Source organism: Amylibacter sp. SFDW26, from assembly GCF_009184395.1.
In the GTDB taxonomy this organism is placed as follows: domain Bacteria; phylum Pseudomonadota; class Alphaproteobacteria; order Rhodobacterales; family Rhodobacteraceae; genus Amylibacter.
Genome location: NZ_WEIC01000006.1, coordinates 36,089 through 52,408 on the forward strand (window position 1 = coordinate 36,089; position 16,320 = coordinate 52,408).

The following is a 16,320-nucleotide window of genomic DNA, read 5'->3' on the forward strand; positions in this document are numbered from 1 at the left end:
GAAATACAATGGTAGAGATAAATGGAACTGCCGCAGGAGATGCCTTACAAGGCACTCAAGGGGCGGATATTGTGACCGGCTTTGGCTCAAACGATATTATAAATGGTGGAGGTGGTAATGATCTTCTTATCGGGGACGGCGTTCCCGAGCAAACCTCAGAAGTTATGCCTGATACAGTGGCATATGATAGTACGCAAAGCGGTTCGGGTGGCAATTTAAGTTATTCTGATGTGACTGCTGTAAATGCGGCTGAAATGTTGACGGGTGGTGCTGTTGAAATTGTAAGTGCCAATTTAATCGGATCATCACAGCAGGTTCAAACATATTCAGATGGCGCAACTGTAGCGCCAAATGTTGTGCCAGGCGATACAGGACTTATCCTGTCTACAGGTAATGCCTCAGGTACGACAACATCAGATTCTAATAACCCAAATACATCTAGCAATATGACTACAGATTTTGGTGGCTCTGGAGACGTTGGGTTAGATCAATATAATACGCCTTTGCAAGGCCTCAACGATGCTGCAGGTTTAGAGTTTTCATTTGAAGCACCAAGTGGTTTAGAACAAGTTACGCTTGTTCTTTCTTTTGCATCCGAAGAGTTTCCCGAGTACGTGAATGCTGGGTTTAGTGATCTTGCAGGGGTATTTGTTAATGGCGTTCTCTGCCCTATCGATGGAACGACAAACGGCGTTATTGACGTTGATAATGGTGCTGCAAACTCTGGGTATACAGAAAATCACCATAACAACGATGTACTGAATACTCAATTTGACGGTGTTGTGACAGGTCTAACTGTAACGATCCCATTGGTGCCAGGTGAGCTTACAATTATTAGAATTGTTATCGCTGATGAGGGTGATGGTCTTTACGATAGCGCTTTATTCCTCGCAGAAGGAGCTTTGCAATTCGACGAACATCTTGCTGGCAATGACACTATTAATGGAGGTCTAGGTGATGACACAATCCAAGGGAACGAGGGGAGCGATTTATTGATAGGTGGTCAAGGTGCAGATAGTGTTGATGGTGGCACTGGCGATGACTTAATCGAAGGTGGCCAAAATGGTGACCTATTGATTGGTGGTGAAGGCCATGATGTTATTTATGGCGGTTCGGGCGTGAATTTTATCGATAATGGCTTGGTTTCACATTACGATGTGAATGGCGTCAGATATGATCAATACGGTAATATTCTTCCTGAAGATGATGATATTATCTATGGTGGCGAAGGTGCTGATTCAATTAGCGGGTCAGCGGGTCATGATATCTTGGATGGCGGTACTGGTGGTGACGTATTATCGGGAGGGTCAGGTAATGATGTCCTCTATGGTGGCGAAGGTTTTGATGACCTGAACGGTGGAGGTCAAGATGATGCTATCTATGGTGGTTTGGGTCGTGATGAGCTTGTCGGAGGCTCTGGTGATGACATACTAGATGGTGGTGCTGACGAAGATAATCTAAGTGGTGGTGCGGGTGCCGATACTCTTGATGGCGGGTCTGGTGATGATAAGTTGTTCGGCGGTGTTGGGGATGATATCTTGATCGGTGGTTCTGGTAATGACGAACTTAAAGGAAGCACTGGTAACGACAGGCTGACTGATAGCGAGGGTAATAATTCGCTTTACGGCGGATCTGGAAATGACAATTTAGAAGGTGGCACGGGCCAAGATTTGTTAGATGGCGGATCAGGAGACGACATCTTAATAGGTGGCGGAGCCAAAGATACACTAAAAGGTGGTAGTGGAGCCGACGAACTCTTTGGTGGTGCTGGAAGTGACAAACTTTACGGTGGATCTGGTGATGACTTTATTTTTGGTGATGCTGGTAAGGATTACATTAATGCTGGTAAAGGCGATGATGTTATCGATGCTGGTGAAGGTGATGATAAAGTAATCAGTGGTCGTGGAGCTGATCAAATTACTGGTGGGGCAGGTTCAGATTGGTTTGTATTTCGATCAGAGGATGATGATTATTACACGGATACGATAACTGATTTCACACGAACTGGCTTAGAGCAAGACCGATTGGACTTACGTTTACTTGATTTGAATGTAGATGGATTAAGCACTTTAGATTGGCTTTCGGAAAATGCGACCCAAGGTGAAGATGGCACAATTTCTATCAATATTGGAACTTGTGAAATTGACTTAATCGATAGTCAGGGGCTTGGAGCAGACTTCATGCTTCAGATTTCTGATGGTTTGCAACTCTAATTGAATGGGATGCTGGTCAAAAGAGGCCAGCATCTTTTGCAATCATCGCAGCATGTGTGCGGTTTTTTGCATCTAATTTGCGACATAAAGTTTTAACGTGTAGTTTGACTGTAACTTCTTGTAATTCGACTTCACGTGCAATTTCCTTATTTGCTAAACCACGGCACAATCCTGATAAAACTTGTAGCTCACGATCGCTGAGCTGCTTTTTAAGAGGATGATCTGACGATTCATCTTCACTAGTCATGAAATCAAGAGGGGCGTATTTCTCCCCCATAGCCATAAACTTTACAGCATTGACTAAAGATGACGCAGCCATGGATTTTGGTAAAAAACCAGCGGCACCTAACTCTAACGCTTTTTCTGCTATATTTTTGTTCGCTGTTCCTGAAATAATCGCAACGGGCTTTCGGCCCGCAAGTTCCATAATGTTTTTCAGGCCATCTAAGCCATTCATTCCAGGCATTTCGTAATCAAGGAGAACTAAATCGAACGGTTCGTGTGTCTCTATAGAACGCTTGGTTTGTGTGATGTCATTTGCTTGTGCGACTGTAAAACCGTCTTCTTTTTCCAAAAAAGCAGAAAGGGTTTCTCGAACTAGATCGTGATCATCTGCTAATAGTATTCTCATTAAAAATAGCCCTATTCTGGTCGCATAATTTCAAACGTATTATTCTAGGTAGTTTGTCTACGTTGTTTGAGTGTGTAAAGACTTCATTGAAATAATGATTGGTATGGAAAGCTTACTTGATGCTTCAATAAGTATCGATTTTATAGATTGAACCTACGTATTATACACTAAAAAGGCAAAACCTTTTGGCCATCCATATTTCCAGAAACACCTCCGTTCTTTCATTGATCCTGTCTCCTAGTAGAAGGCACAAATGGCCCCTAGAATCGCCCCCGAGCTGGTATGGCGTGATTTCATCACTCTGACGTGGTGAGACTGTGCCACGGGCTTGTCCCGTGAGCATTGCCCTGAACGTATCTTCACCGAAGCTCCGACACGTCCGAGGCCTGTCCTTACAACAACGACCAGTCGATCCCGTTCGCCGCACGGTCCCAGTCATACTGCTTGTTATCCGCCTGCGACCCTAGCTGCAGGTGCTTTGGGTTGATGCACTGGCGGTTGTGGTAACGGTGCCTGACGACGTCATGTGTAGACGCAACCTCGCGATTCAGGATGCAAAAGATGATTATTAGGTCATTTTTTAATTTAAACTCTATATTGGATAGCTAAAATCCTTAATGATCTTCCATATCGCTTCGTTTATTGATTTCAACTCAGTGATAGCAACCTTAATCCCTTTAACAGAGTTATCATCAATTTCGTCAGTTTGCCCCATCTTAATGTTGTTTTTACGATCAGCGATACGCATCAAAATCGTCTTATGATGACCGCTTTCAGGATCAAAAGTATATATGCAATGATTATAACGATTTCGAAGAGCTGAAAGTTTCATTATCCGTTCTGTGGTTTTTAATATCCTTGAACGCTCAGCTACATCGATACGTTCCAATTTCGCTAACCTTTGCACCAAATCCATCCGCGCTCGCGATGTATTAAGCGTTAAAAAAATAACAACTGCGGTTTCTTTGTCGACACCAGATAAGCCTGCAATCAAGTGAATCAATAAGCTCTCGGTGTTCGTCCAAGAATAATTTAGTTTCCCCACCAATAGCAAAAAGTCATCGAATGATATTTCTGGTGTGTCAGTCATTTTATGACTTGTTTGGTTGTGTTTCGATTTTGGGAAAGGTACCAAATCGCAGCTTCAGTACGATTGTGCACGTTTAATTTCACGATGATATGATGAATGTGCAACTTTACTGTATGTTCGGATATATCAAATTCATTTGCGATTACTTTATTTGGCTTACCTTCGGATACAGAACGCAAGACTTCTTGTTCACGAACAGTCAGATCATCAATAAGTAGATTTAATTCGGGCTGACCACTTTCCTGTATCTTTGCGAAGCTTAGATCACCTTTTTTAAAGTCTTTCACAATTTTATCTAGCAGATCACAAGGTAAGTATTTATGGCCACAAAGGATCAAACGTATAATTCCAAGCCAAATATCTAAACTCACATTCATAGGCAAAAAGCTGATTGCAGAAGATGCCATAAAACATTCTGAATCTAATAAGACATTATACGGTAGCGTATCGTCTTTATATGCAATTGCGATGTTTGCTTCGGGGGCAATAGCGCATATTTCATCGTAACGCTCGGCAAATATCAAGGTGAGTGTTTCCTCCATGATAATGCTGAAAATTTTTCTTTTATTAATTTCATTATTAGCAATGATTTCATCAAAAGAGTTTACTCTTAAGATTACGGTGTCAGAGAACTCTGACTGAACTGTTTGAATTAAAAGTTCAGAAAAATATCTTTTGTCTCCGATAAAGATAACGCAGGCTTGCGTATCATTGTAATTGGTCAAATTTATAACATCTATTGAATCGTTCATAATAACGACACCTGTTCCCTCCTGATGGTTTTTGGCTAATTAAGATTGCTTCTTCATTTTTGAAACACACCCATACCCACCAAGGAAATATGTAACTAGAAGACGCGGCCAAACACAAAAGTCAGTAGTCTAAAATGTTGTTTTATTGATATTAGACAGCAACTATAACAGAATTATTCAACAAAAACATTGATATATGTCACGTTTACGTTTGGCGGTAATTTTTATTACTACTAATCTTTTGATCAAATACGATCTCGATTCGGACTATAGTCGTTTCTTTTCATATAAACCTTTCGGTTAATATCACTCCGTTAAAATACATAAAAAACCTCGGTTTAACCTTAGGTAAAGTTTCCTCTTTTTTATACACCTTTAGGCCAGCTATTTTTTGCATCCCCATGATGGAATGCTGATGGAACGGTCATTCTGCATGACTAAAATACGTAACAATTTAGCACATAATTGGCGCTCTTTGCGGGAGTAGTTGCAAGAAAATCGTGCGAATCACATGTGGTTCGTCATTTTTTCATCCCCACATAAATCGCCAAGTTTAGAGAGGGGGTTTATGACAAAAACTTAGCATTCAATATGGATTGATCATCGCAGCCTATGCGCATGAACTCAGTCAACTTTCACTAAAATTTGAAACACGTATTTGGGCGATGACTGCTTTTGAAATGAGTGGCGGTCCGGCAAATACCACAATAAGGAGTATGAATAATGTCTAATCGTCAACACTATATTTGGCCATGGAATAATGATCATCAAGATCAGGACCAACACCAAGGTCAAGGACAACATCAGGGCCAAGGCCAACATCAGGGTCAAGGACAATATCAATATAGTTCGAGTGAAAATGACAACGATAATGATAACGGCAATGGCAACCTGAACCTAAATGGTAATGGAAGCTTGAACCTGAATGGTAATGCGAATGGCAATGCTAATGGAAATTATAATGGGAACCATAACCATAATGATAACCAAGCAAATAACGCAGCAAACAATGCAGCTACAAACAATGCCACTAATGACACGGATGTTACAACAACAGTAACAACCGATGTTTCTGTCAATGTTGGGCTGGATGGTTATGTGCCAACGGATGATGATTTCGCTGATATCGATCTTTCGAATGCATCTATTGATGATATTGTAATGGCAAAAGGTGACCTGAATTACGATCCAGGCAATGACCTAAGCTTAAATGATATCCTTGATGGCGCTCTTGATGGCGAAGGAAACGACAATGGTATCGTGAATGCTATGTCGAACAACCTTGTCGACAATGACACATTAAACAGCCCAACGATCGGTGGATCAATTAGCCAAAACAACAACGCTAATGGTGGTCATGCTTACGCTGAAGAAGGCATTGATGCTGAATCTGAAGGCGGCAATGGTGGCGGCGACGCCGATGCTGATGGCGGTGGTGCTATTGGTGGATTTGCAGCTGGCGGGCATGGATATGCTGGCGGTGGTGATGGCGGAGACGCTGGATCACTTGGCGTAGGTGTCGGTGTCGGCGGTGCTGCTTCTGGTGCAAATGCCGAAGGCGGCGATAGCGGAAACGCTGGATCTGTAGGTGCTGGTATTGGTGCTGGACTTGCAGCAGCGGGTGCTGATGCAGACGGTGGCGAAGGCGGAGACGCTGGCGCAATCGGTGTTGGTTTAGGTCTACTTGGTCTAGGACTAGCAAATGCAGAAGGTGATGACGGCGGCGACGCTGGTGCAATCGCTGGAGCATTAGGTGCTGGTCACGGGCATGGTTCAGCTGGCAACGCAAACACCGGTCACGGTGGCAATGCTGGTGCCGCATCTGGTGCATATAATGCAGCTGGTGGTCATGGACATGCTGGTGCAATAGCTGGTGACGGCTATGGCGGCCAAGTCCAAGCTGGCGGCGGTCATGCTGGCGGTGGCACAGGCGGTGCTGGTGGTTCAGCTACAACTGGTGACGGTGGTGCTGGTGGTTCTGCAGGAATGTGGGGCTCTAACAACGGTGACGATGGTTTCGTGACTGGTGAGTCTTTTGCATCTGCTGCAGCAGCTATTGACACTACAGCGTTTAATCAAAGCATCGTAATGGGTGCCAATGTGTTGGGTAACACTGTTGATATGACAGTGGTAGGTGGCGCAATGAGCTCTACATTCATCGGCGACGATAGTGATGGTGCGTAATTAATCGCTTTAAATAGATACTGATCTGCGCGGGATATCTCGCGCAGATTTATATAATAAAAAAATATTTTGAGGCCGAGTAACCAATATTTAAAACGAGGGTTATTATGGCGTTTGATGCAACAACTGAGATTGTCGCTCACTTTGTCGGTGTATTTGATATCGCTATCGAAAATGCCAAACTTCGCGACAATTATGACAGACTTAAAGCTCTGAAAGGCCAAGAGGCTGAGTATGAGGAATTAAATAATATAACAGTAAATTTGAAAGCACCCTATACATTAAAAGGGTATGAACCGGGTCTATCACCCTACGCGTCTGCGTCGGTTTCTGATGGCAACTTTCACCCACCATATTCTTTATACAATAATTATGCGCGACCAGATGATTTTACCAATAACATTCAAACTCCAGAAGCCGATGATTTTTACCTAACCCATCCGCATTCAGGTCATAATACGTCTTTTGAGTTCTTCCTTGAACCTGCAAGCTCTGTCGTATCGATTGTCTATCAGACAACATTTCTTGAAGATAACGATATTCTCACTTTTGATGGTGCGGTTGAGTTCACCGATCCATCATATTTTTTGAACTATCTTAATGAATTGGTCTTAATAGCATCTGTTATTGATGGTTTGGAAGTCCCCAACCTGTTATCAAGCGATGCCATTGTTCACGATGAAGCCATTCAATTGCTTGAACGCGCTTCTGAATTCGAAACTGTAGCTTTATCTGGATTGACGTCTACGACACTGCATGGAGATGCCGCTTACGGAATTCATATAAATGGGGAAACGGCAGAAAATTTACCCATTATAAAAGACCTTTTACCAGGTATCTTTAAAAAGGAAGAAACACCCGATGAAGATACTGAAAACCCATTAGAGGCCGTCTTTTCAGAGGACACCTCACTAGATTTCTTTGATGTGGATCCTGGGCACGCGATTGTGTCTGGCGCAAACCAAATCGTCAATCAAACATCGCTCGCAACCAACTGGCTAGACGCCCCCGTTATTTCAGTGATGGGAGATGTTATTTCCATAGAAATCATCAACCAACTTAATATTTTATTCAATCATGACAATGGAGCGACCTCAGCCGAAACAAATGTATCTCATGCTTTCAATATGGCAGAGATCAAACACGAATTTACCACGCCTCCTGTAGAAGAAGGCACTGTTGATGAAACCACTTCAGAGCCCATAGATAAAAGCTTACCTACACATTGGGTTGTAACCACCGTGGATGCCGACCTTGTTGCGATTAATTGGGTTCAGCAATATAATTTTATCACAGATACTGATCGCGCAGAAATAGAGTTTTCTGGTTGGGAAACTTATATCGGTCTTGGCGAAAACAACATTCTAAACACCGCTTTACTGCTTGAAATTGGATATGGTTACGACCTTATTATTATAGGCGGAAGCATGATCAACATTAGCATGATCAACCAAGTTAACATCGTTTTAGACAGCGATAATGTAACTTACACTGGTATCGCTCCAGATAATATTTCGACAAACGATAACTTGCTTTTAAATTACGCGTCTTTGACTTCGGTTGGGGTGGATAATTATATCGAAATGACTGATCCATTTGCCAATGCAGCCGAGCAATTGGCTGATGGTGCACAAACGATCGGGGCTGATGTTGCACAAGATATGATGTTTGAAGGTGTAGATGTATTAAGCGTTCTATACATAGATGGCGACCTAACTGTGATGACTATGGTTGAACAATCAAATATTCTTGGAGACAGCGATCAGGTTCACCTCGCACTTGATGATTTCGAAAATACAACGGGTGCAGACGTGACCGTTACAACGGGTTCCAACGCCACCTTGAATACCGCGGTAGTGGTTAACCAAGGAGTGGATTCCACAGTGATGGTACAAGGTGAAGTGTACAGTGACGCATTAATTTACCAAGCGGAATTGATTGATACAGATGCAGTTCCTCTTGGCGTCTCCACATCGGATTTAACAAGCGAAGCCGTCGTATTTTTAAGCGATGAAATGGCCGAAAGCCCTCCGATAACTTCCGAAGAAACAGTTTTAACACCAACAATGAATGGTGGCGCAACAACGCCAGATGTCATGCAAACGGTATTGGCCTAATTATATTATTTGGAGAATAAATTGACAGATCGATTAGACGCTCGCGAAAATGACTCCGCAGAAACAGCTTCCAACTCCGATGAACATGACGCAGCTGAAACAGCAGAAGCGAAGGTTATTCTGGAATCAGAACAACGTATTGATAAGAATGAGAGACCAGCCGCTGGTTTGGGTGGCGTTCAGATTGAACAAACCAAAGGGCCAATTTTAAAGGATGGTAACGCAAAACCACCCACAACGGGTGGTAATGGTTCGGGGGGTGGCGGCGGGCAAACACCTAACTTCCATAAACGCATGGGGCCAGATCAGTTTTCTGATAGTTTAAAAATGGGCATGCGCGCGGTTCGTAAGAACCTAGCATTCGTGATGGTATTAACCTGTGCAACTAACTTATTGATCTTAGCAATACCAATTTACCTATTCCAAATATCAGATCGCGTTTTAACCAGTCGCTCAATTGATACATTGATCATGCTAACAATTGTGATTGCTGGTGCGGTTTTACTGCAAGCCGTTTTAGATGCGGTACGACGTTTTATCCTCATGCGATCAGCCGTAGAGATCGCTGCCCGATTAGGGGCTCCAATTCTAAGTGCAGCAGCACATGCATCTCTGCACAGCGGAGGACGAGAATATCAAACATTAGGCGATTTACAGCAAGTGCGCGGCTTTCTTGTTTCAAGCACATTAATTTCATTCCTTGATGTCCCCTTTGCACCTTTGTTCATTCTAGCAATCTTCCTTGTCCATCCGCACTTAGGAACCATTGTAATTGTGACGGCATTATTTTTATTTGTGATCGCCATAATTAACCAAAAAATGACAGCCAAACCATTTGCCGAAGCAAACGTAGCTCAGAGCAAAGCCAATATGCATCTGGATTCAATGTCACGGAACAGCCAAATTATTAACGCTTTGGCAATGGTTCCCGAAGCAGTGACAATTTGGGGGCATGACACGGCTGCGTCCCTAAAGGCACAAGTCCGCGCCCAAGACCGTAACATCGTTTCAGCAGCATGTTCACGTGCCACACGACTTTTAACCCAAATTGGTATGTTGGGATGGGGTGCATATTTGGCAATCAATGGCGAAATCACTGGCGGTATGGTGATCGCTGCATCAATCATTGCAGGGCGAGCATTGGCACCTATTGAGGGTGCTATCGAAGGCTGGAACGCGTTTTTATTATCCCGTGCTGCTTATGGGCGGATCACTGGGTTGATGAATAATTCTAAAGTTCAATTTGAAAAATTACGCTTACCACGCCCAGAAGGACGATTAGATGTTGAACGGCTTTTATATGTGCCAGCGGGCACAAAACAGGTCATCTTAAATGGATTAAGTTTCAACCTAACTCCAGGGGAGTCTTTGGCAATTATTGGCAATTCTGGCGCAGGGAAAACCACACTGGGGAAAATGTTGGTTGGATCCGTATTACCAACGTCTGGCAATGTGCGTCTGGATTTAATGGATTTACGGAATTGGGACACACGGCAATTAGGGGAAAGCATTGGCTACGTTCCACAAGATGTGCAACTTTTCCCAGGCTCTATCAAAAACAACATCGCGCGGATGCGGACCAATGCAAATGACGCAGATATTCACCGTGCATCCGAATTGGCCGATGTGCATGAAATGATTGCAAACCTACCTCATGGGTACGAAACCATGGTCGCGGCAGATGGATCCCCTCTATCAGGCGGGCAAAAGCAACGTATTGCACTGGCACGCGCATTTTATGGAAACCCACGTCTGCTGGTTCTTGATGAACCAAATTCCAATCTCGACGCGGGGGGTGATCAAGCATTAGCGCGTGCTATTCAACATGCAAAAGAAAGCGGCATTACTGTTGTTGTGATAACGCAGAAACCATCACTGTTACGTGTGGTCGATAAGATCATGTTAATGGCCGACGGTAATATTGCCCTGTTTGGGCAACGCCAACAAGTTTTGCAGCAACTTGCACAACGCGCAGCTGGAAATGATGAACTGGGCTCAGATACGCAAGGCGGTATTGAAAATGGCTAACGTTCCAACAGATACAGTGCCTATAAATTGGTATGATGACGTTCCTCGATCTGTACGGAAACACGTCATATTCGGGACACTGTTATTGATCTTGTCTTTTGGAGGTTTTGGATACTGGGCAACCAGTGCTCCTTTGGCTGCAGCTGTCATTGCCCAAGGCAGCTTTATCGCCACAGGCCGTAATAAAATCATTCAACACCTTGAAGGTGGCATTATCCAAAGCATCAGCGTCAGTGAAGGTGATCTTGTGCAAAAAGGCCAAACATTGATGCAGCTGGATGAAACAGCGGCCTTAGCAACTGAGCGTGAGTTATTCTTGCGGCAGGTTCGTCTGCAAGTCGCAGAAGCCCGCATTCATGCTGAATATCAACGCGCCGAGACATTAGTGTTTCCAGACCACATGATGACATTGCGATCTGATTATGAAATTGCGACTATGATGGATGGTCAGATGGTTGCATTTAACGTGGCCATGCAAGGTTTGAATAATGACATTGCGCTTCTGAACCGAAATATTGACGCCCTTGCTATTCGTAGCACGGGTTATGTTAGCCAACTCAAGTCTGCGAATGAGCAAAAGAAAATACTGACTGAAGAATTAATAGACAAAGAGCAACTTTTCGAAAGCGGCTTGGTGCGTAAAGTTGAACTGAATGCTGTGAAACGTGCAATTGCCGAAGCTGATGGTCAGATAGGGCGACTTGAAGCAGAAATATCTGAAATTGAAGAAGTCTCACGCAGATATCACACGCAGATAGAACAGACGTTGGGTAAGCATCGGAATGCGGCGCTGGATGAGCTTCAGGCGATCCAAGCAGAATTAGAAAGTATCCGCGAACAATTTAGAACTGCAGAAAACGTTCTAAGCCGCGTTGAAATCACAGCACCTGTATCTGGCACAGTTGTACGGCTATATTATCATACGGCAGGTGGTGTAATAGAAAGCGGTAAGGCAATTGCTGAAATTCTGCCATCAGATCAGCCCCTGATCATTGAAACTCAAATTCCCCGTACGGAAATTGATAGCGTTCAAAATGGTTATCAAGCGACAGTGCGTCTAACAGCATTAAACCAACGCATAACACCTGTGCTTTTTGGTGAGGTTTATTATGTCTCAGCGGATACGATTTCAGAAAAAACCAGTGGGGAAACAACTGAGGTTTATGTAGCGCGCGTCTCAATTCCCGCTGAAGAATTATTAAGAGTTCCAGGGTTTTCCCCGACCCCAGGTATGCCAGCGGAAATCATGATCCAAACAGCAGAACGTACTTTCATCCAATATCTAACAAAACCGATCACAGATAGTATGACACGTGCATTTCGTGAACAATGAAGAAATATATAGGAAAGTCAGCCATTATTTTTTCATACTAAAGATAGTAAAGAGATAAGTTATTTGCCTCCAAACTACTTTTAGTGGAGGGACACAAGAACGATCTTCTATATGGTTTATTCGGTGCCAGACAACCCGATCGTCATTTTATTGATGGTCAACGTTGTTCTAGTCCTGATTGGAATGTTGATGGATGACATTAGAGTCCACAAATGATTTAGATGCGTAGTCCAAAATTATTACCGAAGCATAGGTAATTAAGTTGTGGAACCTGGTATTAAGATAAATCCAACATCATAGCTGTTGCGTGTGGCATTTCCATGTAAAGCGTCTAAAAGAACTTCTGCTGCCATCCGCCCTAAACGAAGGTGAGGGACGCGTACGGTTGTCATCTTATAAGGAACAATGGATAAAATAGGTAAATCGCCCCAGCCGGCAATGGCAATATCATCAGGAACTTTCTGTCCTTTCGTTTCACAATAGTTTAAACCACCAACAGCCATATTGTCATTTTGATAGAATATAGCTTCAATATCTGGGCTGGATGCTAATAATTGTTCTGTGCCGTAAAAACCAGGATAAAATCCTGGGTTGTCGTGAAGGCATAAGTGTTTTGTAAACCTGCTGCCAGCATCTTCGATTGCTTTTGTAAAGCCGTTCATTCGAGCTGTTGCTGCGTTAGCCGTTAGGTGTGATGTGCCGACATATCCAAGCTTACGATATCCCTTGCCAACCAAGTAACGTCCCATCTCATAACCACTATCATAATGGTTTATGCCGACGGACATATCGATTGGCGAAGAGTTAAGGTCCCATATCTCTACAATCGGTATGCCTGCAGCTTTTAACATTGCTTGGGACTTTTGAGTATGTGAACGTCCTGTTAAAATCAGCCCGGCAGGTTGCCATGATAATACGGTTTTTATCCATGCTTCTTCTTGATTTAATGCGTGCTGTGTCATGCCTAAAATTGATTGATGAGAAAAGGCTCCTAGCTTTCGGTCTATGCCTTCTAACATTAAGCCAAAAACTTCGTTGCCGAGATCAGGGATGGAAACACCAACAAATGTAGAGTTTATGTCACCTGCAAAAACAGAAGCTAAACGATTCGGTAAATAGCCAAGCCGTTCGACTTCTGCCATCACCTTTGTCCGCGTCTTTTCTGAAAAGCTACCTTTGTTACGTATAACTCGACTGGCAGTCATTTTAGAAACGCCAGCGGCTTTTGCGACTTCTTCTAGGCTTATCTTGTTGTTATTCAAGGTAAAAATCTCTGCTTTTTAAGTTTTTGTTACCCGTAACATTTTGTGTTGACAGGTGCGACTTTCACATCAATGATAGACTAATGTTACGGGTAACTCAATAATTCTCTTGGAGGGGGATGTTGATAAATTAAGCATAAGTGAACGTAACACTGGGAGGAAACGTGGAACAAAGATTGAATAATGGTCTGTTTTTTAATGCGATTGAGAAACACTTTGGCGGTACTTATGCCTTAAAGTCTGTATCGCTAGCTATTGAGCGTGGTGAAGTTGTTGCTTTGCTGGGCGAAAACGGGGCTGGTAAGTCAACATTGATAAAAGTGCTTGGCGGTATTTATAGGCCCGATGAAGGGCAGGTTACGATTGATGGTGTGCGGTATGAACATCGTACAAGTGGGTTTGGCGAGCGTCAGAAAGTTGCTTTTATCCACCAAGACTTAGGCTTGATTGAATGGATGACCGTTGCCGAGAATATAGCGCTTGCTTTAGGATACTCACGTGACAAGGGTTTTATTAAATGGGGTAAGGTTAACGAGTTTGCTAAGAAAGCATTAGATAAAGTTAAATGTGATTTTGACCCAACGACACGAGTACAAGATTTATCGCGAACGGAAAAATCTCTAGTCGCTATTGCGCGAGCATTAGCTGTAGATTGCGATTTCCTCGTTTTAGATGAGCCGACAGCTTCTTTACCTGCAGATGAAGTGAGCCGATTATTTGAAGCATTGCGTCCTTTGCGTGATCAAGGCGTAGGTATGATCTATGTTTCACATCGATTAGATGAGATATTTCAAATTGCGGATCGGGTTGCTGTTTTGCGCGATGGTCAAATGGTCGGTGTGCGTAGTATTGATCACACCTCTCCTGAGGAATTGGTGAACTTAATCGTTGGCCGTAAAACACGTGAAGTGCTTAAGCCAAACGTAAAATTGGGCGATAAGGTTTTATCCGTTAGCAATCTTCATGCTGGAGTTGCGGGCCCTATCAATTTTGATTTGTATCAGAATGAGATTCTGGGTTTAGTGGGTTTACGTGGGGCCGGGCATGAGGATGTATCGCGAGCCTTGTATGGCATGGAAGGGTTCACAGGCCAAGTACTTCTGGAGGATGAACACCCAGACTTAAGTAGCCCTTTGGCCGCTCTTAAATCAGGTATAGGTCTTGTCGCACGTGACCGTGCAGAAGAATCTATAGCAATGAATTTAAGCATTCGCGAGAATACATTTTTGAACCCTGCTGCTGCAGGTCGCGGTACGTTTTCTTTTAAATCTGTGAAGAGAGAAACCGATGAGGCCGTGGCAATAGGGCGCGAACTTGGTTTAAGTCCCAATGATCCCACATTGGCTATTGAAGCTTTGTCGGGGGGGAACCAACAAAAAGTTGTTATGGGACGATGGTTGTCTACGGGCCGTAAGCTATTGATTTGTGAGGACCCTACTGCAGGTGTTGATGTTGGCGCTAAAGCTGAGATTTATGCATTGATGAATAAGGCGTTGTCGGAAGGGGTGGCAATTATAGTTGTTTCAACTGACTTCGAGGAGGTTGCTGCGATTTGCCATCGGGCCATTGTCTTTAGTCAAGGGCAAGTCGTGGATCAACTTAAAGATACAAAACTAACTTCAGAAAATCTGATCCAAACAGCATCTGCTGGAAATCATAGATCAACAAAGGAACTAAATAATGCAATCGCTTGAGTCTAATGCTTTAGAGCCAACACGTGCCGAATTAAGTAAACTCTCATTAAGTGGACGTTTGATACGTTTACTACCAGTCTATGGCTTAGTGATATTAACGGTTCTTTTAATAATCATATTTTCAATATTGTTGCCAAATACATTTCCGACAATGTTAAACTTGCGTGCCATTATTTCAGATAAGGCAATTATTGCACTACTTTCGCTTGGGGCGATGATACCAATGGCGGCGGGGCGAATAGATTTGACTGTTGGATATGGTATTGTGCTTTGGCACATTCTGGCAATCTCATTACAAACTATCTATGGCCTACCATGGCCTGTGGCTGTGAGCATAGTGATTATGCTTGGGATGTTATCTGGATTTCTAAATGGTTTGTTAGTCGAAGTTGCAAAGATTGATAGTTTTATTGCGACATTAGGAACTGGCACTGTGCTTTATGCATTGGCATTATGGCATACAGGTGGGCGTCAAATGGTTGGGGTTTTGCCTGATGGATTCTTTGCCATTAATGGAACCTTTATTTTGGGTCTGCCAATTACTGGTTACTATGTATTGGCTATCACGATCACTATGTGGCTAATTTTAGAATACACACCGGTTGGGCGTTATCTTTATGCAATTGGTGCAAATCAACGTGCAGCGGATTTGAATGGGATTCCAACACGTAAGTATGTGATCGGTGCTTTCATGTGTTCTGGTACTTTGACCGCATTAACGGGTGTTCTACTTGCTTCTAAACTACGTATCGGTCAAGCAAGTGTTGGCCTTGAGTTCTTATTGCCAGCACTTGTTGGAGCCTTCTTAGGGTCTACAACAATTAAGCCAGGTAGAGTGAATGTTTTTGGAACTATAATTGGTGTCGTAATTCTTGCTGTAGGGATTTCAGGCATCCAGCAATTTGGTGGCTCATTCTGGGTCGAACCAATGTTCAACGGTGTAACATTGCTTATTGCAATTGGCATCGCAGGATATGCGCAGCGACGTAAGGCTGCTGCGCCTAAATAAACATAAA

At 43.3% G+C, this 16,320-nt stretch carries 11 protein-coding genes; 7 read left to right on the forward strand and 4 right to left on the reverse strand.

The window, feature by feature from the left end:
- Positions 1 to 8: 8 nt before the first annotated feature.
- Positions 9 to 2,213, forward strand: a complete 2,205-nt coding sequence (locus F9L33_RS14760; RefSeq protein ID WP_152143580.1) for a choice-of-anchor L domain-containing protein — start codon at positions 9 to 11, stop codon at positions 2,211 to 2,213.
- A 16-nt stretch (positions 2,214 to 2,229) separates the two neighbouring features.
- Here the strand turns inward: F9L33_RS14760 and F9L33_RS14765 are convergent, their stop codons facing one another.
- The 3 genes from F9L33_RS14765 to F9L33_RS15965 all read right to left on the reverse strand — a co-directional run bounded on the left by F9L33_RS14765 (position 2,230) and on the right by F9L33_RS15965 (position 4,686).
- A complete protein-coding gene (locus tag F9L33_RS14765; protein WP_152143581.1) occupies positions 2,230 to 2,844 on the reverse strand; it encodes a response regulator transcription factor in 615 nt (204 codons plus the stop codon).
- A gap of 592 nt (positions 2,845 to 3,436) precedes the next feature.
- Positions 3,437 to 3,934 (reverse strand): hypothetical protein, encoded by a 498-nt coding sequence (locus F9L33_RS14770; RefSeq protein ID WP_152143582.1) that lies wholly within the window; start codon positions 3,932 to 3,934, stop codon positions 3,437 to 3,439.
- Positions 3,931 to 4,686, reverse strand: a complete 756-nt coding sequence (locus F9L33_RS15965) for a response regulator transcription factor (protein ID WP_226804156.1) — start codon at positions 4,684 to 4,686, stop codon at positions 3,931 to 3,933. Before F9L33_RS15965 ends, F9L33_RS14770 begins: the two co-directional genes overlap by 4 nt.
- A gap of 723 nt (positions 4,687 to 5,409) precedes the next feature.
- Here F9L33_RS15965 and F9L33_RS14780 point away from each other — a divergent pair.
- The 4 genes from F9L33_RS14780 (at position 5,410) to F9L33_RS14795 (ending at position 12,348) form a co-directional block, all read left to right on the forward strand.
- Positions 5,410 to 6,870, forward strand: coding sequence for a hypothetical protein (locus F9L33_RS14780; protein WP_152143583.1), 1,461 nt, complete (start codon positions 5,410 to 5,412; stop codon positions 6,868 to 6,870).
- Between the two features lie 107 nt (positions 6,871 to 6,977).
- Positions 6,978 to 8,987 (forward strand): type I secretion protein ATPase, encoded by a 2,010-nt coding sequence (locus F9L33_RS14785; RefSeq protein WP_152143584.1) that lies wholly within the window; start codon positions 6,978 to 6,980, stop codon positions 8,985 to 8,987.
- Positions 8,988 to 9,104: 117 nt separating this feature from the next.
- Positions 9,105 to 11,015, forward strand: coding sequence for a type I secretion system permease/ATPase (locus F9L33_RS14790; protein ID WP_226804168.1), 1,911 nt, complete (start codon positions 9,105 to 9,107; stop codon positions 11,013 to 11,015).
- Complete coding sequence (locus tag F9L33_RS14795; protein ID WP_152143586.1) at positions 11,008 to 12,348, forward strand: HlyD family type I secretion periplasmic adaptor subunit; 1,341 nt, start codon at positions 11,008 to 11,010, stop codon at positions 12,346 to 12,348. The genes F9L33_RS14790 and F9L33_RS14795 overlap by 8 nt, the downstream gene beginning before the upstream one ends.
- A 257-nt stretch (positions 12,349 to 12,605) precedes the next feature.
- Here F9L33_RS14795 and F9L33_RS14800 read toward each other — a convergent pair whose 3' ends face one another.
- The gene (locus F9L33_RS14800) at positions 12,606 to 13,610 is read right to left on the reverse strand and encodes a LacI family DNA-binding transcriptional regulator (RefSeq protein WP_226804158.1); all 1,005 of its coding nucleotides are present in this window, start codon (positions 13,608 to 13,610) and stop codon (positions 12,606 to 12,608) included.
- A gap of 164 nt (positions 13,611 to 13,774) precedes the next feature.
- Here F9L33_RS14800 and F9L33_RS14805 point away from each other — a divergent pair, with 164 nt between their 5' ends.
- Positions 13,775 to 15,304 (forward strand): sugar ABC transporter ATP-binding protein, encoded by a 1,530-nt coding sequence (locus F9L33_RS14805; RefSeq protein WP_226804160.1) that lies wholly within the window; start codon positions 13,775 to 13,777, stop codon positions 15,302 to 15,304.
- Positions 15,291 to 16,313: an ABC transporter permease gene (locus tag F9L33_RS14810; RefSeq protein ID WP_152143588.1), complete on the forward strand. Its 1,023-nt coding sequence runs from the start codon at positions 15,291 to 15,293 to the stop codon at positions 16,311 to 16,313. The genes F9L33_RS14805 and F9L33_RS14810 overlap by 14 nt, the downstream gene beginning before the upstream one ends.
- Positions 16,314 to 16,320: the final 7 nt, after the last annotated feature.

Bases quoted from the DNA above. Each gene is read 5' to 3' on its own strand.
- F9L33_RS14760 (WP_152143580.1), top strand. From the start codon at position 9: ATGGTAGAGATAAATGGAACTGCCGCAGGAGATGCCTTACAAGGCACT.
- F9L33_RS14765 (WP_152143581.1), bottom strand. From the start codon at position 2,844: ATGAGAATACTATTAGCAGATGATCACGATCTAGTTCGAGAAACCCTT.
- F9L33_RS14770 (WP_152143582.1), bottom strand. From the start codon at position 3,934: ATGACTGACACACCAGAAATATCATTCGATGACTTTTTGCTATTGGTG.
- F9L33_RS15965 (WP_226804156.1), bottom strand. From the start codon at position 4,686: ATGAACGATTCAATAGATGTTATAAATTTGACCAATTACAATGATACG.
- F9L33_RS14780 (WP_152143583.1), top strand. From the start codon at position 5,410: ATGTCTAATCGTCAACACTATATTTGGCCATGGAATAATGATCATCAA.
- F9L33_RS14785 (WP_152143584.1), top strand. From the start codon at position 6,978: ATGGCGTTTGATGCAACAACTGAGATTGTCGCTCACTTTGTCGGTGTA.
- F9L33_RS14795 (WP_152143586.1), top strand. From the start codon at position 11,008: ATGGCTAACGTTCCAACAGATACAGTGCCTATAAATTGGTATGATGAC.
- F9L33_RS14810 (WP_152143588.1), top strand. From the start codon at position 15,291: ATGCAATCGCTTGAGTCTAATGCTTTAGAGCCAACACGTGCCGAATTA.